The following is a 20,607-nucleotide window of genomic DNA, read 5'->3' on the forward strand; positions in this document are numbered from 1 at the left end:
CCCGCCGCCGGCGTGGCAGGGGAAAGGGAAGGGGAGGCCGGGCTCAGGCCGAGAGCTCTGCCACCCGGGCGGCGAGCCTTTGTGCGGCGGCGTCGAGCGCGGCAGACCTCGCGGCCCGCATCTCGGCATCCGCCGCAAGGCGCGCCTCCATGTCGGCGAGGAGTGCCGAGACCACCTCGGGCGCGGTGCCGCCCGCGACATTGCGTGCGCGCACCGCCTCGACCGGATCCATCCAGCGCCTGAGCCGCTCTTCGGGCAGATCGAAGCTGCGGCCGATCTCGGCTTCGGCCGCCTCGTTCAGCACCGCGACCGTCAGCTCCTCGGCGCCGCCGCCCGCGGCCAGCACCATCTGCACCGCGCGCCCCACGACATGATGGGCGTCGCGGAACGAGATGCCGAAATCGCGCACGAGCCCGTCGGCCAGATCCGTCGCGGTCGAGAAATTGGCCTTGCAGCGCGCCAGCAGCTTCTCGGCATCCGGCGTCGCGGTCTCGAAGATCAGCCGCAGGAGGGGCAGGGCGGCGGCGAACCGGGCGAAGGCGGGCCAGGCGTCGGCCACCCCCTCGCGCACGCTGTCGAGGCCGATCGAGTAGTTCGAGCCCTTTACCGCCGCGAGCGTGCCCGCCAGAGCCCCGATGCTGCGCCCGGCCTCGGCCCGGAAATACTCGAGCGGCAGCATGTTCTTCTTCTGCGGCATGATCGAGGAGGTGCCCGCCACCCGGTCAGGGAAGGAGAGCGCGCCGAATTCCCAGGTGGTGAAGACATAGAGATCCTGCGCCACGCGCGAAAACAGCACCTGCGCGCTGGTGACGGCCCAGAGAAGCTCGGTCACGAAATCGCGCGAGGCCACGGCGTCGAGCCCCGGCGTAGCCGGCGCGGCAAAGCCCAGAAGGTCGGCCGTCTGGTCGCGGTCGATGGCGAAGGAGGTGCCGGCCAGCGCCGCCGAGCCGAGCGGGCAGGCGTCGAGCCGGTCGAGGACCGCCGCAAGCCGCTCGTGCTCGCGCTCCATCCCGCGGGCGACGTTGGCGAGGTAATAGCCGAAGGTGATGGGCTGCGCGGGCTGGAGGTGGGTGTAGCCCGGCATGACGGTCAGCACATGCCGCCCGGCCGCCGCGAGACAGGCGCGGCGGGCCTCTTCCATCGCGGCCAGAAGCGCGAGGCAGGTCTCGCGCGCGGCCATCCGGTCGAGCGTCGAGCCGATGTCGTTGCGGCTGCGCCCGACATGGAGCCAGCCCGCCACCGCCTTGCCCGCCACCTGCCCGAGCCGGTTCTCGAAGGCGAAGTAGCTGTCCTCGAACTGCGGATCGAGGTCGATGGCGGCGGGGCCCTCGGCGCGGATCTGCGCGATGCCGCGCAGGATGTCGCGCGCGCAATCGGCCGGGATCAGCCCGCGGGCGGCCAGCATCGCGGCATGGGCCTCGTTCAGCGCGCACATCCGCTCCAGCGCCGGGGCGTCGAAGCCCTTCATCGACGGCTCGTAGATGGTGCGGGCCACCTCGGCCGCGGTGCGTTCCGTCAGGCGGGAGCTCACGGAGTTCTTCATCTGGGATCTTTCCGGTCGGTGAGGGCCAGGGGCAGGGCATCGAGCAATGCCCCGGCGGAGGGGAAATCGGTGGGCGAGAGGAGCCGCTGCCAGAGCGCGCGGGCCTCGGACGAGGGGGCCACGGGCGCGAGGCAGGCCGCGAACTTCTCCGCGAGCTGGGTGTCGGAAAGCGGTGCCGCGGCGCTGCCCGGGGCGGCCTCGCGGCGGCCGGTGAGGCGGGTGCCGTCGGCGGCGATCAGCGTCACGACGGCGCCCGTCGCGATGCCGCTCGGGCCGCGGGGCAGGCTCTCGTCGGCCGTGACGCGGACGCGGGCCATCAGGGCGCGGATCTCCGGGTCGCGCGGGCCGAGCGCGTCGAAGGCCGCTGCCTCGAAGGCTTCGGGGCCGAGCCTACCCGTCCGCGCCGCCACGGCGAGGCAGTAGGCCAAGGAAAAGCGCGCGGCATCCGGGCTCGTGGGCAGGCCGGGGATCAGGATCGCGGGCACGAACGGATCGACCGCGCAGAGGATCTGGGCCGTGGGCGCGGCCATCCGCGCGCGCAGCGCCAGCAGCTCGGCCACCGCGGCATGGGTGGCGGTGCAGCTCGGGAAGAGCTTGGTCACGAAGCCCGGCGGCGGGAAGGCTCCGGGCAGGCGGAGCGGAGCGAGCGCCCCGCCCGTCATGCGCTGGAGAAGCCCGCGCTCGCCGAAGAGCACGCCGGGCGCGGCCTTCCAACCCGCGGCGGCAAGCTCTGCCGCCCGCAGGCCGTTTGCGGCCGCAAGCCCCACCTGCAGCGGCTTGCCCTCGCCGCCGAAGGCTCCGCGCGGGCCGCCCGCGCCCGAGGCGGCAAGGCCCAGAGCCTCGGCCGCCTGCGCGGGAGAGAGCGCCAGAAGCCGCGCCGCCGCCGCCGCCGCCCCGAAGCTGCCGAGCACGGAGGTCGCGTGCCAGCCCGCCCGGTAGAGCGCGGGATTGGCCATGCTGCCCAGGGCCAGCATCATCCGGCAGCCGGTGAGGTAGGCATTGTTAAGGGCCTCGACAGAAGTTTCGGGGCACGAGGCCAGCGCCAGCACCGCGCCGAGGACCGGGGCAGAAAGATGGGCCATCGCCACCTCGGTCTCGTCATCGTCGAAATCGAGGAGGTGGGCGGCAAACGCTGCCATCAGCGCCACATCGGCCGGAGCCCCCTGAAGATTGCTGCCGGGCAGGCGTGCACGGCCGGGCGCGGCCGAGAGGCTCAGGGTCGCCGCCAGATCCGCCGCGCGCGGATCGGCAAGCCCTGCGAGCATCACGCCCAACGTATCGGCCAGCGGCCGCACCGCGGCTGCGCGCTCTGCCGGAGCGACGGGCGCGGCGCAGAGCTCCGCGAGCGCCGGAAGGGCCGCGAGGGAGGCGGGCGCATCCATCCTCAGGTCCTCACCGAGATTGCGGCGTCGATCTCATGTGCCCGGTCCTCGGCCTGCGCCCCGCTCGAGGCGGAATAGGGCTTCAGGAAATGGCGCTCGATGCGCCCACCCACCAGCGAGATCAGCGTGCAGAGGGTGAAATAGACCACGAGGATCGAACCGTAGACGAGATAGGCCGGGCTGCCGCCCTGCATGATGGTGGTCTGCTCGATCAGCACCTGGCCCGTGCGCAGAAGCTCCTGCGCCCCCACCACGGCCCCGAGCGAGGTGGCCTGAACGAGCGCCGTCAGAAGGCCCACATAGGGCGGCACGATCACCGGCATCGCCTGCGGCAGCGTCACGAGGAGGAGCGTCTTCACCGGGCCGAAGCCGAAGGCCGCCGCCGTCTCGCGCTGGCCCTTGCCCACGGAGGCCAGCCCTGCGCGCAGGATCTGCGCCCCGTTGGCCCCGCCCCAGACCGAGATCGCGAGGCAGCAGGACCAGAACGGATTGAGCCCGAGCCCCGTCATGGGCAGCATGAAATAGACGAGCAGCACCGTCACCATCAGCGGCAGGTCGCGCAGCAGCTCGACCAGCGCATAGCTCGCGCGGTTCACGAGCCGCGGCTTTGCCGTGATGCCCATGGTGAGGAGGATCGCGCAGAAGGTGCCGCCCATCGCCACGACCGCCGACATCTTCAGCGTCTCGATCAGTCCGCTGAAGAGGAAGACGCGATATTCGTAAAGCAGGTCCATGGGATCACCGTGACCCGTAGGGCCGGTTGAGGCGCCGTTCCAGCCGGTGCCCCAGCGCCGAGACGCCGAGGATGACGACGAGGTAGATGACGCAGATCGAGAGGAACATCTCGGTCGAGCGGAAGTCCTGCGCGATCCGGTCGACCGCGACGAAGGTCAGCTCCACGAGGCCGATGGCCTGCAGATAGGCCGAGTTCTTGATCGTGCCGACGACCGTGTTGAGCGTGGAGGGCAGCGCCGCCCGCAGCGCGATGGGCGCCACCACGAGCAGCGCGTGCGGCAGCCGGCGCAGGCCCAGCGAGGCCGAGGCGTCGTGCATCTCGCGCCCGACCGAGGCCAGACCGGCGCGGAAGCTCTCGATATGGAAGGCGCTGGCCCAGAGTGTCAGCGCAAGCACCCCGGACCAGAAGATCGAGAGCGTGAGCCCGAGGCTCGGCAGGCCGTAGAAGACGAAGAAGATCTGCACCAGATAGGGCGTGCCGCGGATGAACTCGACATAGCCGCGCATGGCGTAGGACAGCGGGCGGATGCCCGAGACGCGCAGCGCGCAGCCGGCCAGCCCCAGAAGGAGCGAGAAGAGGATCGCGAGCAGGCTGACCATGAGGGTCATGCCGAGGCCGCGCATGAGGTCGGGCAAGGCCGCGAGGATATAGCCCCAGTCGATGACGGTCATGGTCGGTCCGGTCCGGCGGGAGGGAAGGGCCGGGAGGCGCGGACGCCTCCCGGAGCGGGCTCAGATCTGCGGCGGCTCTTCGAGGAAGCCGCGCTTCATCACATCGACTACGGCCGGTTCCTCGACGAACTGCGGGATCACCGTCTCGTAGAAATCGCCCTTGCGCAGCTCGTCGAGCACCGCGTTGACGAAGGTCCGAAGCTCGGTCTCGCCCTTGCGCATCCCCACGCCGTTCACGCCTAGGTCGAGCCCTTCCTCGATCACGCGGAGCTTGGGATAGTTGCCGCCGAGCGTGTAGATCAGCCCGCCGTCGCCAACGAACCCGTCGGCGCGGCCCTGCATCAGCGCCTGCACCCCGTCGGCGGTGGTGTTGAGCTGCACGATCGAGATGTCGGGGATGTTGGCCTCGAGCCACTTGATCTGCGAGGCGCCCTTGACCACCAGCACCGAGCGGCCCTCGAGGTCCGAAAGCTTCTGCACCGGGCTGTCGGCCGGGACGAGCACGTTCGAGGTGCCCCAGAAATAGATGTTGGAATAGTCGATCACCTCCTGCCGCGCCGCCGTCCGGCCCAGCGTGGCGATGATCAGGTCGAGCTTGCCGGCATTCAGCGACGAGATGCGCGCCTCGCTGGTGACGCAGGAAAGCTCCGCGCCCTCCTCCGAGCCGAAGGCATAGTCGCCGATCTTCCTGGCCATCTCGACCTCGATGCCGCGCGGCTTGCCGTCGGGGCCGGAAGCGCCGAAGGGCGGGCTGTCGCATTTCACGCCGATGCGGATCTTGCCCGCCTTCTGGATCGCCTCGGGCAGGGGCGGCATGTCCTGCGCCACGGCGGCGGAGGCGGCCGAGAGCACGAGCGCCCCCGACAAAAGGAGGGAGGCGAGGCGGGTGCCGATCTTGGGCATGGGTCGACCTTTCTGCTGGAAGGGGAGGGGACTGGCCCCGGTTGGGCCCGATCCTTCTGCGGGATCAGTGCAGGATCTGACTGAGGAACAGCCGCGAGCGTTCCTCCTGGGGGTTCGAGAAGAAGTCTTCGGGATGCGCGCTCTCGACGATGCGGCCGCGGTCCATGAAGATCACGCGGTCGGCCACCTGACGGGCGAAGCCCATCTCGTGGGTCACGCAGATCATGGTCATGCCCTCCTCGGCGAGCGAGACCATCGTGTCGAGCACCTCGCGCACCAGTTCGGGATCGAGCGCCGAGGTGGGCTCGTCAAACAGCATGATCTCGGGCTCCATGCAGAGCGAGCGCGCGATGGCCACCCGCTGCTGCTGGCCGCCCGAGAGCTGGCCCGGATATTTGCGCGCCTGATCGGGGATGCGCACCCGCTCGAGATAGCGCATGGCCCGCGCTTCGGCCTCGGCCCGCGGCGTGCCCCGCACCCAGCGCTGCGCGAGGGTGCAGTTCTCGAGGATCGTCAGATGCGGGTAGAGGTTGAAGTTCTGGAACACCATGCCCACGCGGCGGCGGACCTGCTCGATGTTGCGGCGCTGGTCGTTCACCTCGACGCCACCCACGCGGATCGTGCCCGCCTGATGTTCCTCGAGCCGGTTGATGCAGCGGATCATGGTGGACTTGCCCGAGCCCGAGGGCCCGCAGACAACGATCTTCTCGCCGGGCGCGACGGAGAAGGTCACATCCTGCAGCACATGCATCTGGCCGTACCACTTGTTGACACGGTCGAAGGCAATGCCCTGCTCCGCTGCGCCTGTCCCGTCCATCCGTCCCCCGTCGTTGCTGGCCTGGCTTGTCTCAACTTGTCCGACAAGTGAAACGTTTCAGGTGGGCATCTGTCAATCTGGATTCTGAAGGCTCGCGCATTTTTCTGCAACAATCTGAAAAGTAGTGACTTCTCGCGGCGGATTGGGCAATCATCTTGTCAGACATCATGAAGCGGCCTGACTCGCGCCCCTCTGGCGCCGGGCGGAAGGAGGAGGAGATGAGCCGGCAGGAAGCGGGCCGTCCGAAGGTGGCAGTGATCGCGGGGGGCGGGACGCTGACCGCCCTCGCCTCCGATCCGTTCGAGATCTGCGACTACGGGCAGGCGGGCAGCATGACTGCGGCCGAACTGATCGACCGTTGCGCGGCGATGGCCGACCGGGTGGCGCTGGTGCCGCTCGCGTTCGAACCGCGGCCGAGCTTCGACATGGGCCCCGAGCAGTGGGGCGCGATCTGCGGCCTCTGCGCGAAGGCGCTGGCCGAGGATCCGGGGCTTGCGGGCTTCGTGCTCACCCACGGGACCGGCTCGCTCGAGGAGGCGGCCTTCTTCCTGTCGCTCGTCTGGGACCTGCCGGTGCCGCTCGTTGTGACGGGCGCGCAGCGGCCGGCCTCCGCCCTCTCCAGCGACGGCTACATGAACCTTTTTCAGGCGGCGCTGGTGGCCGCCCACCCGCAGGCGCGGGCCGAGGGCGTGCTCGTCGTGGCGCATGGCGAGATCCATCTGCCGTTCGAGGTGACGAAGACGGCGACCTTCGGCCTCGACACGTTCCGCTCGCCCGATCTGGGGCCTGTGGGCCTCGTCATCGGCGGGCAGGTGCGCTTCCTGCGCCCCGCCGCTCCCCGCGCACCGCGGGCAGACTGGCGAGGCCTCGGCGCGCTGCCGCGGGTCGATATCCTCTATTGCCACAACGGTGGCGACGCCTGCGCCATCGAGGCCTTCATCGCCGCGGGAGCGCAGGGTCTCGTGGTGGCGGGCTTCGCGCCCGGCTACGCCACGGGCACGCAGGCCCGGCGGCTCGAGACCTGGGTGCGCGAGGAGGGCGGGGTGGTCGTCATGGCCTCGCGCGGCCACGGGCCTGTGTTGGCCAACAGCCGCAACGACGGCCACGGCTTCCTGCCCGCAGGCCGCGCCGCGCCGGTGAAGGCGCGCCTTCTGCTGCAACTCGCGCTGGCCGCCGGGCGCGCGCCGGCGCAGATTGCACGGGATTTCGAGTTCTAGACCGGCAAGGAGTTCAGCCGCATGGATAAACCGCGGGAAAGCAATGTCGAGCGATTGCGCGCCGGCATCCTCGAGATGATCGAGGAGCTTGGCCTCGGCTTCGGAGACCGGCTGCCGACCGAGAAGGAGATGGTCGAGCGCTTCCAGATCTCGCGCCCCACGCTGCGCGAGGCGCTGAAGCTGCTGGAGCAGGAGGCAGTGATCGACAGCCATCAGGGCAAGGGCCGCTTCCTCGCCGCGGGCGCGCTCCTCAGCATCGCGCGGCCGATCACCAAGTTCGAGAGCGTGTCGCAGATGGTGAGCAGCCACGGCTACAGGGCCGAGACGCGGCTTCTGGGCTTCTCGGCCGTCCCCGCCGATTCCGTGACCGCCGAGCGGCTGGCTGTGGCCGAGGGCACGCCTCTCGTCCGCGTCGAGCGTCTGCGCAGCTCGGGCGGCCAGCCGCTCGTCTATTCCGTGGACTGGCTGCCTCGCGCGCTCATGGGCGAGGGGCTCGAAGGCACGCCCGACTGGAGCGGCTCGCTCGTGGCGCTCCTCGACCGGGTGGGGCGGCGGCCCGTGGCCTCGACCGCGAACGTGCGCGCCGTCCTTCTGCCCGACGAGGTGAGCGGGCTGCATGGGCTCGAGGAGTTCGGCCCGGCGCTGCTCATCGAGGAGGTCTGCTACGCGGCCTGCGGCACGCGCGTGATCTATGCGATGGACTATCACCGGGGCTCGGCCTTCTCCTTCAGCTTCGTGCGGAAATGACCTCCGGCGACGAGGCGGGGTCGAGGCGCAGGCTGCGCTCGTCCTCCCCGAAGAGGTGCAGGCTCTGGACATCGGCCGTCAGAGCAATCGAGGCGCCCGCCGCAAGGTCGAGCACGCCGGGCAGCTTCGCGATCAGCGGCTCGGACAGACCCTCGGCCTCGATATAGGTGAGCTGCACCTCGCCCAGCTGCTCGATATAGGAGATCCGCCCATTGAGGAGCGGCGCGCCCTCGGCCAGCCGCAGGTCCTCGGGGCGGATGCCCACCTGCACCGTCCGGCCCGCAAGGCCCGCATTGAGCGGGAAAGGCGCCCGCACCCCGCCGCCGGTGGCGAGGTCGAGCCGCGCGCCCTCGGGCCCGATCCGCACCGTGCCCGGGATCACGTTCATCGCGGGCGAGCCGATGAAGCGCGCGACGAAGAGGTTGGCAGGCCGCCGGTAGAGATCGAGCGGCGAGCCCACCTGCTCGATCCGCCCCGCCCGCAGCACCACGATCCGGTCGGCCAGCGTCATGGCCTCTACCTGATCGTGGGTCACATAGATCATCGTGGCCCCCGGCATCGACTGCTTGAGCTTGGCGATCTCGATCCGCGTCGCCACCCGCAGCGCCGCATCGAGGTTCGAGAGCGGCTCGTCGAAGAGGAACACCTTGGGGTCGCGCACGATGGCCCGCCCGATGGCCACCCGCTGCCGCTGCCCGCCCGAGAGGGCGCGGGGATAGCGGTCGAGATAGGGGGCGAGCTGCAGCACCTCGGCCGCGCGGGCGACGCGGCGGGCGATCTCGTCCTTCTTCAGCCCCGCGATCCGCATCCCGAAGGCCATGTTCTCGAACACCGTCATGTGCGGATAGAGCGCATAGGACTGGAACACCATGGCGATGCCGCGGCGCGAGGGGGCCACCTCGTTCATCCGCTCGCCGTCGATGGTGAATTCGCCCGAGCTGATGTCCTCGAGCCCCGCGATGGTGCGAAGGAGCGTGGATTTCCCGCAGCCCGAGGGGCCCACGAAGACCACGAACGAGCCCGAGGGGATGTCGAGGTCGATCCCGTGCAGGACTTCCATCGAGCCATAGGTCTTGCGCACCTGGCGCAGCGTCAGTTCGGCCATCGGCCTGCCCTTCCCTTGTCTGTCCGGCCCGAGGCCGCGGTGGCACCGTTCATGGCCGTCACCGGCCGGGCGTGAGCGACGAGAGCCAGCGCATCAGCGGGCCCGGGCTCCGGTTCTCGATCTCGAGGTCGTTGCGGATGCGGATGGCGCGGCGCACGAGGCGGGCGCCCAGCGTGCGCAAGGGCTCGGGCGGCAGCGTCTGGCGCCGATCGAGGCCCACGAGGCCGCTCCGGCTCCAGCGGTCGTCGCGCCCGAGCACGAGGCTTGCGAGGATGCGGCCCGCGACCGGCGTCTGGGCGATGCCGGTGCCGTTGAAGCCCACGCCGAAGAGGATGTCGGGCTCGCCCGTGAGCGACCCGAAGACCGGCAGATGCGCGGCCGAGCAGTCGATGGGGCCCGACCAGTCCGCCGCGATCTTCGCGCCCCGCAGCTCGGGGTAGACGCGGTGGAGCTCGCGCAGATTGTCGGCGCCGCCGTCCGGCCGGCGGTTGAAGGCCGCGCCGAAGCGGTTGGCATAGGCCACATTCCCGCTGCCGCGCCCGAAGACCACGCGCCCGCCCGTGGTGCGCTGGTAATAGAGCACATGGGCCTGCGCGTCGCAGATCGACTCGCCGCCTGTCCAGCCCATCCGGTCGAGCGTCTCGGCCACCGGCTCCGTCGCGACGATCTGGCTGTCCACCACATAGAGGTAGCGGGCAAGCTCCGGCAGCGTCGCGGCCCAGGCGTTCGATGCGATCACCACCTTGCCCGCCCGAAGCGTGCCGCCCGGCGTCCGCAGCCGGGAGGGCTTGCCCGAGACGATCTCCGACACCGGGCTCCGTTCGTGGATCACGACGCCCCGCGACAGGGCCAGCGCGCGCAGCCCGAGGGCGAGCTTCGCGGGCTGGACCGTGCCGGCACGCGGCTCGACCACGCCCATATAGGAAGCGCCCGAGCCGGTGCGGCTGCGGATCTCCTCCGCGCCCACGGGCCGCAGCCGGTCGGCCTCACCCGCCTTGCGGCAGAGCTCGGCCGCATCCTGCCACGCCCCTTCCTGCGCCCGCGCGCTGGCCGTCCAGAGCCAGCCATCGAGCCGCAGGTCCATGTCGATCGTGCCCGAGGCCTGCAGCTCCGCCAGCTCCTCAATGGCCTCGGCGGTGGCGTGGCAGAGCGCCAGCGCCTCCTCGGCGCCGACGAGGCGGGTCAGCAGGTCCAGCTCGGCGAACCAGCTGTGGACCTGCCCGCCGTTCCGCCCCGAGGCGCCCGAGCCGCAGAAATCGGCCTCGAGGATCGTCACGCGCAGCTCGGGCGCCTGCTCCTTCAGGCGCAGCGCCGTCCAGAGGCCGGTATAGCCGCCGCCGACGATGGCCACGTCGCAGGCGGCCTCGCCCGCGAAGGGCGGCGTCGCAGGCCCCGCGCCCAGATCGCGGAGCCAGAAAGAGCGGTCGCCCTCGGGCGCCGCGGTGGGAAGCGCGAGCCGGTGCGTCGCCATATCAGACCTCTCCCGCCGCGATCACATCGGCATATTTCTCCAGCAGCCACGAGGGGATCGGCAGCAGCGGCTGCGGAAAGCCGCCCTCGTGCAGGCAGGTGTTGGTGGCCGCATCCGCCGCTCCCCGCAGGGACTCGGCATCGGGGCGGCGCTCGATGGCCCAGAGCGCGATGAAGCGCGCGATGAAACTGTCGCCCGCGCCGCAGGTGTCCACCACCTCGACCCGCCGCGCCCGCACCGGGGTGACGGTGCCGCCCGCATCGAGGAAGGCGCCGCGGCTGCCGCAGGTCACGACGGTGGCCTGCGCGCCCCGCGCGCGGAAGCGGGCGAGCAGCGGCTCGACCGGCTCGGCCGGATCCTCGGGGCCCGAGGCGAAGACGAGCGGCACGCCCTGAAGGTCGAGGAGGTCGTGATGCGTCGAGACATCCACCGAAAAGCGCGCGCCGTCGCGGACGAGGGCGCGGACCAGCTCGGGCGCGCTGTGGGTGCCCAGATGCACCCAGTCCGCGGCCAGAAGCGCCGCATGGCGCTCGCCCTCGGGCACATAGCCGAGCCCCACGCCCAGATCCTCGAGCAGGAAGCGCCGGTCGCCGTCGCGTTCGAGAAGGAGCGTAACGGCGGTGCTGCCCGGCCGCACCTCGCAATCGTCGGGATCGAGCCCCGCGCGGCAGACGGCGGTGCGGATCACCTCGCCCTCGGGGTCGGGGCCGACAAGGCCGAAGTAGCGCGCCTCGAGGCCCGCGCGCCTCCATTGCACCGCCACGTTGAGGGCATTGCCCCCCACCGCCATGCGGTCCTTCGACAGATAGACATCAAGACAATTGTCGCCCACGGCGATCAGGGTCGGGCTGCGGCTCACGGGCGGGCCTCCACGGGATCGAGATGCGGCGCGAGCGCCGTGAGATGGCGGGTCCAGGCCGCGACGGGATCGAGCGCATAGGAGCCGTCGCCGAAGGGCTCGAAGGAGAGCGCGCCGCGATAGCCGGCCGCCGCGAGATCGGCGAGGATGCGGGCGAGCGGCAGCGTGCCGTCGCCCCAGACGAGATGGCCCGCCGGGCGCCCGTCCACGAGATGCACATGGGCGAGCCTGTCGCCGAAGAGGCCCGCGTAATCGGCCACGCTGTCGCCCGCGCAGGCCATGGCGACCGTATCGAGCACCACATCCATATTGTCCGCGCCCACCATCTCCAGCAGCCGCGCCGTGTCGGCGGCACTGTGGGCGATGTTGCTCTCCACCCGCTGCAGCGGTTCGAGCAGGCAGCGCAGGCCAAGGCCCGCGGCATGGCCCGCGATCAGGCGCAGCGCCTCGGCCGAGCGGTCCCAGGCGCGCTCGGCGGGCTCGCTCTCGTAGCCGCGGCCGGGGGTCAGGAACAGGTGCCGCGCGCCGAGCTCGGCCGCGATATCGGCCGCGCGGCGGAAGCGGTCGATGCTGGCCGCGCGGAAGGCATCGTCGCCCGAGGCGATGTTGATCGGATAGACCACCTGCTCAGGCGTGAGGCAGCGCACCGACAGGCCCTCGCCCGCCAGCACGCGCTTCACCTCCGCCACGTCTCGGTCGCTCGAGTGGAAGAGGTCGAGATGCGGCGCCACGCCCCAGAGCTCGATCTCGGTGAAGCCGAAGCCGCGCATCCGGCGCGCCACCTCGGACAGCGGAAAGTGCTGGAAGGCGAAGTTCGCGCCGATCGACTGGCAGGCAGAGAGGCGGGCGCTCATTTCGCCATCCCTTCCGTCAGGCCGCGGATGAAATACCGCTGGGTCAGGAAGAAGATGATGACGATGGGCAGCGCCGAGAGCGTCATGGCGGCGAAGACCTGCGCGAAGTCGGTGCCCTGCTTGGACATCAGCGACGTGAGGCCCACGGGCAGCGTCTGCACGCCGGGACTGTTGGTGAAGATCATGGCGAAGAGATATTCATTCCAGGCAAAGAGGATATGGAGCACGACGCACGAGACGATGATCGGCCGGCAGAGCGGCAGGATGATCCTGCGGTAGATCTGGCCGGGGCTTGCCCCGTCCATCATGGCGGCCTCGTCGAGGTCGCGCGGCAGGTCGAGCATGTAGGCGCGGATCAGGAAGGTGGTGAAGGGCACGCGGAAGGCGGTGTAGAGGATGATGAGCGCCCAGTGCGTGTCGTAGAGCCCGAGCGACTGGAGCATCCGCACCAGCGGCACGAGAGCCACGGTCGGGCTCAGCATCATGCCGCCCAGGACGAAGGCGGTGATGAGGGGCTTTGCCGGCATCGCCGTCCGCGTGAGCCCATAGGCCGCGCGCGCCGAGATCAGCACGGTCGCCACCGTCGAGACCAGCGTGACGAGGAGGCTCGAGACCATGTAGCCCTGCACCCCGCGCCAGGCCGAGAAGTAGTTCTCGAGCGACCAGTTCTGCGGCAGGGCGAAGGGCTGGTCGAAGATCTGGCTGTTCGACTTGAAGCCGCCGAGCCCCATCCAGAGCAGCGGATAAAGGACGACGACGCCCACGGCGAGGAGGAAGGCCCAGAGGAAGGCCTGCCCCATCACGGGCCAGAAGCCGCGGGCGGAGTGGGTCGCGCCGCTCATGCGAGGACCCTCCGCCGCCGGGTATACCAGAGCTGCAGGATGCCCGTGAGCATCGTCACCGCGAAGACGACCGAGCCGATGGCCGCGGCATAGCCCATGTCGTTCTGGTTGAAGCCCTGCTCGTAGAGCCAAGTGCCCAGCACCTGACTCGAATTGTTCGGCCCGCCGCCGGTCATGACCATGACCTCGTTGAAGACCTGGAAGGCGCCGGTCACGGTCACGATGATCATCATGCCGGTCATCTCGCGCGTGAGGGGAAAGGTGATGCTCCAGAGCTGGCGGAGCGGGCCCGCCCCGTCCATCCGCGCCGCGTCGTAAAGCTCCTGCGGGATCTTCTGGATCGCGATGGTGAAGAGGAGCGTCGAATAGCCGAAGCCCTGCCACTGGCTCATGGCGATGATGGCATAGATCGCCGTCCGCGGGTCGCCGAGCCAGACATGCGACCAGTGCTCGAGGTTCAGGGCCTTCAGCAGCCCGTCGAGGATGCCGATGTCGGGCTGATAGATGAAGTAGAAGAGGAGGCCGGTGACGGTGGTCGAGATGGCCGAGGGCACGAAATAGAGCGCCCGCCAGAAGTTGCGCCAGCGTTCCGAGGAGAGGCCCTCGACGATGGCGGCGAGGCAGAAGGCCGCGAAGACCTGGAAGACGATGGAGAGCACCGCATAGGCGCCGTTGTTCCAGAGCGCGCGGCCCACCACCGGGTCCTCGGCGAGCCTGCGGTAATTGTCGAGCCCGACCTGCGTCACCTCGCCGGTGAAGATATCCTGGTTCGTGGTGCTGACGAAGAAGTTGTTGACGATCGGGTAATAGACGAACCAGCCCACGAGGACGAGCGCCACGGCGATCCAGCGCAGCGCCAGCAGCCGGGAGAGGAGGGGGCGCAGCCGCGGCCCCCTCCCTGCCCCGAGGGCGGGGCCGCTGAGGGCGACCCCGCTCTTTCCGATGTCCGCGGACAAGCTCATCACTTGGCCGCGGCGGCGGCCGCACGGACTTCGGCTACGACCTCCTCGGCCGTGAGGTTCCCGCCCGCGAAGGCCTGCAGGTTCGACAGCCACGCCGCGGCGACGCGCGGATGGTTCACGGTGTCGAGCCACTGCATCAGGTAGGAGGCCTCGGCGATATCCTCGAGACCGCCCACGACGGCCGGGCTCATCTGCGCCGGATCCGCGCCGCCCACGACCGCGCTCGGCTGGCCGTAGGGGGGGGCCGACAGCACCTTCGCATTGGCCTGGCTCGTCACGAACTTCATGAAATCGAGCGCCAGCGGCACGTTCTCGGAGGCCGAGGAGATCATGTAGCCCTCGGGCGCGCCTTCGAGTGCCTTCGGATCTCCCTTGGCATCCTTCGGCGCCGGCAGCGGGAAGAAGCCGAACTCCTCGGGCTTGAGCTGGGTCTTGTCCGAGGCCGAATTGTCGAACTCGATGATCTCCTGATAATACATTGCCGACTTGCCGTCGCTCAGCTCCTGGATCGCGTTCTGGTAGGAGATGCCGTTCATGCCCGCGCCGATGGTGCAGCGGTCGGCGATGGCCTTGAACTGATCGAGCGAGGCGACATAGCCCGGGTCGGCATATTCGGCGGTCGCCGGGTCGAAATCGCGCTCCAGCACGTCCTTCGGCACGTTGTAGGCCAGAAGCTGGCCGAGATAATGGACGGCGACCCAGGGCTCCTTGTTGCCGATCGAGATCGGCGTGATGCCCGCCTCCTTGATCGTGTCGCAGGCCGCCAGCAGGTCCTCGAGCGTCTCGGGCTCCGAGAGGCCCAGCTTCTCGAAGATGGGCTTGCTGTAGCCCATGAATTTCGCATCGAGATAAAGCGGGATGCCGTAGTGCTTGCCGTCGTAGACGAAGGCATCGACCGCGGCCGGGGCGAAGGTCTTGCCCCAGTCCGTGTCCGGCCCGATCACCGGCGTCAGATCCACCGCCCGCTTGCCGCGGATGAAGTTCCCGCCCCAGGTGCCGGTCCAGGAGAAGAAGACATCCGGGATCGAGTTCGAGGCGACCAGCGTCTTGGTCTTGCCCTTCACGCTGTCATCGTCTTCCTGGATGAGCTCGATCTCGACGCCGGGATGCTGCGCCTCGTATTCCTGCGCCAGCTCGGTGAAATAGGGCGCGAGGCGCTGCATCCCGAACTTGGTCATCACCCTGATCGTGCCCTCGTATTCGACCGGGGCCGCGGGATCGGCGACCGCCGTCTGGGCCGCGGCGGCGCCCGCTCCCAGCGCCGACATTGCGGCGACGATGGCTGTCATGGACTGCAAGGACCGTTTCATCTCTATCTCTCCTGTTGTCGGGCTTCTTGTTGGTCTTGGGGCAGGCGCGTCACTCGCCGCGGCGCGGGGCGGGCGGCCCCAGATGGGCCTCGACCCGCTCGAGCAGCGCCGCGAGGATCACCGGGGTCGCCAGCGCCCGCAGGCGGGGGGCAAGGCCCGGCAGCTCGGCCGCGGCCGCATCCACGATGCGCAGACGGTCGGTGTAGCGGCCCACGAACCGCTCGACGCGGATGGCCAGCGGGCGCAGCGCATCCTCGCCCTTCACGAGGAGGAGGCTCACCCCCGGCTCGATCAGTTCGAGGGTGCCGTGGAAGAAGTCGGCGGCATGGACCGGGCGCGCGGGCAGGCGCAGGCCGCGCTCCAGCGCCGACAGCGCGAAGCGGTGCGCCACGGACCAGGCCCCGCCCGCGCCGGTGACGATCTGATAGGGCTCGGCCCGCAGGCGCGCGGCCAGCAGGGTGGCCTCGGGCTCGAAGGCCGCCTTGGCGGGACCGAGGAGCCGGGGCAGGGCCGCCAGCCCCTCGCGGATCGCGCTGGGCGCCTCGATCTCTCCTCGTGCCGCCAGCAGATGGACCGCCCAGGCCAGCGCCTGCAGGCAGAGCGCCTCGGGCGCCATGGGCGCGAGTGTCCAGACCGCGGCCCCCCGCGCGGCAAGCGTCTCCGCCATTTCCGGGTCGGGCGCCGAGAGCAGCACCAGCGTGCCGGGCGCCCGCTCCGGCGGCAGGCCGATCCGCGCCTCCTCGGAGGCGAGCGCGAAAGAGGCCAGCCGCGAGCTCCGCCCCACCAGATCGAGCGCGGGTTGCGCCAGAAGCTGCGCCGCGCCCCCGCCCACCAGCACGAGCCTTTCCACCGACAGGGCCGGGATCCAGCGCAACGCCGTATCGGCCGCCGCCAGCGCCGCTTCGAGATCCCGCCGATGGGCCGCCGCGTCGAACGGCCGGCCGAGGGCCGTGGCGGGAGACAGCGAAGAGCCGGCAGGACGATTCATGAGACCGATCTCACATCGGGGCAAAAAAGGATCGGTCCTGCCGCCGCGGCGGCTGAGAGACCGATCTCACACTTCATACTGCACGCGAAATGCGATCTGGCAAGAGATTCTTTGACGGCTGGACAGAGGTCAGGCGCGACCGAAATCGGCCCGCGCCACCGAGCCGCGCGCGATGAGGCGGGTGGGAAAGCGCACATGGCGGGCCGGCTGGTCGCTGCCCTGAATGCGCTCGAGCAGCATCTTCGTGGCCAGGGGTCCGATCTGGCCCACGGGCTGCGCCACGACGGTGATCTGCGGGTCGGTGAAGGTGGCAAGGTCGAAGTCGTCGAAGCCGATCAGCGACACGTCGCGCGGCACGGCAAGCCCCATCGAGCGCAGCGCCAGCAGCGCCCCCGTCGTCATCAGGCTGTCCACGGTGAAGAGCGCGGTCGGCCGCTCGGGCCGGCTGAACAGGCGGATCGTGGCGTCGATGGCATGCTCGACCGTCGATTGCGACACGGCGATGAGCCGGTCGTCGGCCGGAAGCCCCGCCTCGGCCAGCGCGCGCAGATAGCCCTCGCGCCGCTGCCGGGCGGTCGCGATGCGCGAGGCGTCGTGGATCAGCGCGATCCGCCGGTGCCCGTTCGCGATCAGCAGGCCGATGGCCTCGTGCGCGCCGCCCTCGTTGTCGACCGTGACGCTGTCGCACTCCATGCCCGGCAGCTCACGGTCGATCAGCACGAGCGGCACGCCCTCGCGCACCAGCCGCGCCAGATGGCGGCTGTCGCCCTCGGAAGCGGGGGCCACGATCATGCCGCGCACATTGAGCGCGCGCAGATTGTCGAGCAGGCCCTGCTCCTGCGCGAGGCTCTCGTCGCTGCTGGCGATGAGGAGACTGTGGCGGCTCCGGCGCAGCGCCGCGTCGATGTCATGGGCGACGCGGGCGAAGAACGGGTTCTGGATGTCGCCCGGCACGAAGCCCACGATGGGCATCTGCCCCTGCCGCAGCGCCTGCGCGATCCGGTTGCCGCGGTAGCCGAGCCGCTCGGCCGCCTCCTGCACCCGCCGCGCCGCCTCGTCGCCGACATAGCCGTAGCCGTTGAGCGCGCGCGCCGCCGTCGCCCGGGACACCTGCGCGGCCGCGGCGACGTCCTTGACCGTCACCGCGCGCTTCATGGCCCGGGGCGGCCCGTCTTCTGCCACTGGACTCTCCGTTGCGCGCGGTGGAACGGCCTCCGGCTTACCAGAGGAAGGCACGGTCCTTCAAGGCGCGCCCACGTCCTCGAGGTTTGCGTCACGTTTCCGCCGCTGTTTCCGAAAGCGGAGAATACGAGTCTTCAGCGCGGGCCTGATCCGATGATGCGGGGCATAGGCGCCGGCCTGATCGGACATGCGCTCTCGAGTGCAACGGGTTCCGCGAGGATGCTCTTGGCCGTCATCCGGTCGATAGGCATCTTCTTCCGCTGTGGCGGCAAGATCCGCGTCGCTCCGCGCAGTCGGACGGCGGGAAATTGCCTTCGTGTCCGCAGGGGCACAGGTCCGCGACAAGAGGCACAGGAGCGGCTTGGGCCGCGCCATTCCGTCCATCGATCCACTCGTGTCACGAGGCTGACCGGGACGTTGGTGGACGAGACACGGGCGGCCATCGAAGGCCGGGTACCTCGCGAAGTTCGACGCAAGCGTCCAACTCCGATACAGCCATTGGCGCAGCGCAGACTGCTTCAGTCGGCACGCAACCGCACTCCCCATAATGGAGAGCACTTCTTTAGTGTCAGTAGCTTGCTTTGATTTTGGCTCCGGCGGTAGGGATCGAACCTACGACCAATTGATTAACAGTCAACTGCTCTACCGCTGAGCTACGCCGGAACACGGGGGCCGTATAGCAACGGCTTTCGGAGGCGTCCAGAGGCTTTTGCCGCTTTCCTCAACTTTCTTCGCTACCCCCCGCCAACGCGAAGCGGGCTGCTTCCGACGGACCTGGATCCGCGTGCACGCGCCCCCGATCCCAAAGGTCGAGCAGATGCGCGAGGAGGTTGCGGCTCGCGGCCGGAAGCAGGTCCGCGGGCGTGTCCGCATAGATGCGGGGCGTCAGGTCCTGGACGTGCGCCGGCCCCTCTGCGAGCAAGGCGAGAAGCGCTGCCTCACGTTCGCGCCGGTGCGCCATCAGCCAGGCGATGCGCCGCTCCGCGTCGCGCACCGGTGCGCCGTGGCCGGGGTAGAGAGCACTCCACTCGCGCGCCTGAAGACGTTCAAGCGAGCCCATGTAGGCGCCCATGTCGCCATCGGGAGGCGACACGAGCGAAGTGGCCCAGCCCATCACATGATCCCCGGAGAAGCACCGGTTGCGCCAGGCGAAGCACAGATGGTTCGCGAAATGGCCGGGCGTGTGAAGCGCCTCGATCTCCCAGCCGGGACCGGAGACGCGCTCTCCATGAGCGAGTGTGCGGTCGGGACGAAAATCCGCATCGACTCCCTCTCCGCCCGTCAAGCCCTCCGCCGCGAGGGCGGCCATCAGGCGGCTCCGGCCGGCATCGGCCGCGCCGAAGGCCAGGATCTCGGCACCGGTTGCGGCGGCCAGGGGGCGGGCGAGAGGGGAGTGGTCGCGATGCGCATGCGTCACGAGGATCGCGGTGATCCGCTCGCCCGGACTGAGGGCCGCCAGAAGCGCCTCGTGATGGTCCGGGAGGTCCGGGCCGGGATCGATCAGCGCCACATCTCCATCGCCGAGGATGTAACTGTTCGTGCCCCAGAAGGTCATCGGCGAGGGATTGGGCGCCAGAACCCGCCTGAGGCCCGGTTCCAGCGTCACGCAACGGCCCGGCTCCGGTCTCTCCATGGCTCTTTCCTCGCATCCGGGGCGCGGATAGGCTCGACCCCATGTTCGCGCCGCTCAAGTCCGTCGTCCCACGCAGCCTGTATGGCCGCGCCGCCCTCATCCTGATCGTGCCCATCGTCACGATCCAGCTCGTCATCTCCATATCCTTCATCCAGCGCCATTACGAGGGCGTCACGCGTCAGATGGCCCGCGGGCTGGTGATCGAGCTGCGCCACCTGATCGAGGAGGTGGACGCGGCGCCGACACTTGCGGCCGCGGAGGAACGCGCGGCGGCCCTGGGCGCGGCGCTCGAGTTCCGGGTTGCGCTGCCTGCCGCCTGGAATGCCGAGGCGGACCGACGGGACTTTCTGGACCTGTCTGGACGCCAACTCATCCTGACGCTGCGCAACGGGCTGCCGGGGCTTGCGACCGTCGATCTCGTGACGAACGACAACGAGGTGCAGCTCCTCTTCGTGACGGATCACGGGCCGATGTCGGTGGCGGTGGAGAGGCGGCGCGTCTCGGCCTCGAATCCTCACCAGCTCCTGGTGCTGATGATCGTCACCTCGCTGCTCATGACGATCATCGCCTATCTCTTCCTGTCCAATCAGCTTCGCCCGATCACGCGGCTCGCGGATGCGGCGGAGGCCTTCGGCAAGGGCCAGCACATCCCCTACCGGCCGCGCGGGGCGCTCGAGGTCCGTTCGGCCGGGCAGGCCTTCCTCGAGATGCGGGCGCGGATCGAACGGCAGATCGAGCAACGGACGCTGATGCTCTCGGGCGTGAGCCACGACCTGCGCACCCCGCTCACCCGGCTTCGGCTGGGCCTGTCGATGCTGTCCGATCCGGACGAAGCCGAGGAGCTTCTGCGTGACGTGGCCGACATGGAGCGGCTGGTGGACGAGTTTCTGTCCTTCGTCCGCGGGGATGCGCTCGATGAGGCGGAGGAGGTGGATCCGCTGGCGCTGGTTGCACGCGCCGTCGAGAACGGCCAGCGGATGGGGCAGGACGTGACGCTGGTGAAGGCCGAGGGCACCGGCACCATGCTCCTGCGGCCGGCGGCGGTGGGCAGGGCGCTCGAGAACCTGCTGGGCAATGCCGTCCGCTACGGACGAAGGGCCGAGGTCTCGGTCGTGCTCGGGGAACGGGCGCTCCGGATCGCGGTCGAGGATGACGGCCCCGGCATCCCGCGGGAGCGGCGGGAAGAGGCGCTTCGCCCTTTCACCCGGCTCGACAAGGCGCGCAACCAGAACCGTGGCGGAGGCGTCGGGCTTGGCCTGACCATCGCGATGGACATTGCCCGCAGTCACGGTGGCACCCTGCGTCTGGGCGAGAGCGAAACGCTGGGGGGATTGCGCGCGGAACTCATGTTCGCTCGCTGAACTGCCGGGGCTGCGGCGCCACGC

The 20,607-nt window shown here is 69.9% G+C and carries 19 protein-coding genes and 1 tRNA gene; 3 read left to right on the top strand and 17 right to left on the bottom strand.

What is annotated here, in order from left to right; all coding sequences use genetic code 11:
• Positions 1 to 43 precede the first annotated feature (43 nt).
• The 6 genes from argH to ACTVZP_RS02365 form a co-directional block, all read right to left on the bottom strand.
• The gene (gene argH / locus ACTVZP_RS02340) at positions 44 to 1,543 is read right to left on the bottom strand and encodes an argininosuccinate lyase (RefSeq protein ID WP_443210472.1); all 1,500 of its coding nucleotides are present in this window, start codon (positions 1,541 to 1,543) and stop codon (positions 44 to 46) included.
• Positions 1,540 to 2,925: an MmgE/PrpD family protein gene (locus ACTVZP_RS02345; protein WP_443210473.1), complete on the bottom strand. Its 1,386-nt coding sequence runs from the start codon at positions 2,923 to 2,925 to the stop codon at positions 1,540 to 1,542. The genes argH and ACTVZP_RS02345 overlap by 4 nt, the downstream gene beginning before the upstream one ends.
• Before the next feature lie 2 nt (positions 2,926 to 2,927).
• Complete coding sequence (locus tag ACTVZP_RS02350) at positions 2,928 to 3,659, bottom strand: amino acid ABC transporter permease (RefSeq protein WP_443210474.1); 732 nt, start codon at positions 3,657 to 3,659, stop codon at positions 2,928 to 2,930.
• A gap of 4 nt (positions 3,660 to 3,663) precedes the next feature.
• Positions 3,664 to 4,332, bottom strand: coding sequence for an amino acid ABC transporter permease (locus tag ACTVZP_RS02355; protein WP_443210475.1), 669 nt, complete (start codon positions 4,330 to 4,332; stop codon positions 3,664 to 3,666).
• Positions 4,333 to 4,392: 60 nt separating this feature from the next.
• Positions 4,393 to 5,235 carry a transporter substrate-binding domain-containing protein gene (locus ACTVZP_RS02360; RefSeq protein ID WP_443210476.1) on the bottom strand — a complete coding sequence of 281 codons (843 nt, stop codon included), beginning with the start codon at positions 5,233 to 5,235 and terminating at the stop codon, positions 4,393 to 4,395.
• A 64-nt stretch (positions 5,236 to 5,299) separates the two neighbouring features.
• On the bottom strand, positions 5,300 to 6,052 hold the full coding sequence (locus tag ACTVZP_RS02365; RefSeq protein WP_443210477.1) for an amino acid ABC transporter ATP-binding protein: 753 nt from the start codon (positions 6,050 to 6,052) through the stop codon (positions 5,300 to 5,302).
• A 218-nt stretch (positions 6,053 to 6,270) separates the two neighbouring features.
• Between ACTVZP_RS02365 and ACTVZP_RS02370 the strand changes: the two genes are divergently transcribed.
• On the top strand, positions 6,271 to 7,269 hold the full coding sequence (locus tag ACTVZP_RS02370) for an asparaginase (protein ID WP_443210478.1): 999 nt from the start codon (positions 6,271 to 6,273) through the stop codon (positions 7,267 to 7,269).
• A 21-nt stretch (positions 7,270 to 7,290) separates the two neighbouring features.
• Positions 7,291 to 8,016, top strand: a complete 726-nt coding sequence (locus ACTVZP_RS02375; protein ID WP_443210479.1) for a GntR family transcriptional regulator — start codon at positions 7,291 to 7,293, stop codon at positions 8,014 to 8,016.
• On the opposite strand, the gene ACTVZP_RS02380 is transcribed toward ACTVZP_RS02375, so the two are convergent.
• The 11 genes from ACTVZP_RS02380 to ACTVZP_RS02430 form a co-directional block, all read right to left on the bottom strand.
• A complete protein-coding gene (locus tag ACTVZP_RS02380) occupies positions 7,997 to 9,121 on the bottom strand; it encodes an ABC transporter ATP-binding protein (RefSeq protein ID WP_443210480.1) in 1,125 nt (374 codons plus the stop codon). The two genes, ACTVZP_RS02375 and ACTVZP_RS02380, sit on opposite strands and share 20 nt — an antisense overlap.
• Before the next feature lie 58 nt (positions 9,122 to 9,179).
• Entirely contained in the window at positions 9,180 to 10,592 is a 1,413-nt protein-coding gene (locus tag ACTVZP_RS02385) for an NAD(P)/FAD-dependent oxidoreductase (RefSeq protein WP_443210481.1), read from the bottom strand.
• Between the two features lies 1 nt (position 10,593).
• Complete coding sequence (locus tag ACTVZP_RS02390; protein ID WP_101325971.1) at positions 10,594 to 11,451, bottom strand: fructoselysine 6-kinase; 858 nt, start codon at positions 11,449 to 11,451, stop codon at positions 10,594 to 10,596.
• Positions 11,448 to 12,305 carry a sugar phosphate isomerase/epimerase family protein gene (locus ACTVZP_RS02395; RefSeq protein ID WP_443210482.1) on the bottom strand — a complete coding sequence of 286 codons (858 nt, stop codon included), beginning with the start codon at positions 12,303 to 12,305 and terminating at the stop codon, positions 11,448 to 11,450. Before ACTVZP_RS02395 ends, ACTVZP_RS02390 begins: the two co-directional genes overlap by 4 nt.
• Positions 12,302 to 13,147, bottom strand: a complete 846-nt coding sequence (locus ACTVZP_RS02400) for a carbohydrate ABC transporter permease (RefSeq protein WP_443210483.1) — start codon at positions 13,145 to 13,147, stop codon at positions 12,302 to 12,304. Before ACTVZP_RS02400 ends, ACTVZP_RS02395 begins: the two co-directional genes overlap by 4 nt.
• Complete coding sequence (locus tag ACTVZP_RS02405) at positions 13,144 to 14,109, bottom strand: carbohydrate ABC transporter permease (RefSeq protein ID WP_443210484.1); 966 nt, start codon at positions 14,107 to 14,109, stop codon at positions 13,144 to 13,146. Before ACTVZP_RS02405 ends, ACTVZP_RS02400 begins: the two co-directional genes overlap by 4 nt.
• Positions 14,109 to 15,419 (bottom strand): ABC transporter substrate-binding protein, encoded by a 1,311-nt coding sequence (locus ACTVZP_RS02410; RefSeq protein ID WP_443210485.1) that lies wholly within the window; start codon positions 15,417 to 15,419, stop codon positions 14,109 to 14,111. Before ACTVZP_RS02410 ends, ACTVZP_RS02405 begins: the two co-directional genes overlap by 1 nt.
• Before the next feature lie 49 nt (positions 15,420 to 15,468).
• On the bottom strand, positions 15,469 to 16,407 hold the full coding sequence (locus ACTVZP_RS02415) for a glucosamine-fructose-6-phosphate aminotransferase (protein ID WP_443210486.1): 939 nt from the start codon (positions 16,405 to 16,407) through the stop codon (positions 15,469 to 15,471).
• Between the two features lie 129 nt (positions 16,408 to 16,536).
• Complete coding sequence (locus tag ACTVZP_RS02420; protein WP_443210487.1) at positions 16,537 to 17,589, bottom strand: LacI family DNA-binding transcriptional regulator; 1,053 nt, start codon at positions 17,587 to 17,589, stop codon at positions 16,537 to 16,539.
• Positions 17,590 to 18,177: 588 nt separating this feature from the next.
• Positions 18,178 to 18,252 (bottom strand) — tRNA-Asn (locus ACTVZP_RS02425).
• A 58-nt stretch (positions 18,253 to 18,310) separates the two neighbouring features.
• On the bottom strand, positions 18,311 to 19,222 hold the full coding sequence (locus ACTVZP_RS02430; protein ID WP_443210489.1) for an MBL fold metallo-hydrolase: 912 nt from the start codon (positions 19,220 to 19,222) through the stop codon (positions 18,311 to 18,313).
• A 41-nt stretch (positions 19,223 to 19,263) separates the two neighbouring features.
• Between ACTVZP_RS02430 and ACTVZP_RS02435 the strand changes: the two genes are divergently transcribed.
• Entirely contained in the window at positions 19,264 to 20,583 is a 1,320-nt protein-coding gene (locus ACTVZP_RS02435) for an ATP-binding protein (RefSeq protein ID WP_443210491.1), read from the top strand.
• Positions 20,584 to 20,607 lie beyond the last annotated feature (24 nt).

Origin of the sequence: Rhodobacter sp. NSM (assembly GCF_052244495.1) — a bacterium.
In the GTDB taxonomy this organism is placed as follows: Bacteria; Pseudomonadota; Alphaproteobacteria; order Rhodobacterales; family Rhodobacteraceae; genus Cereibacter_A.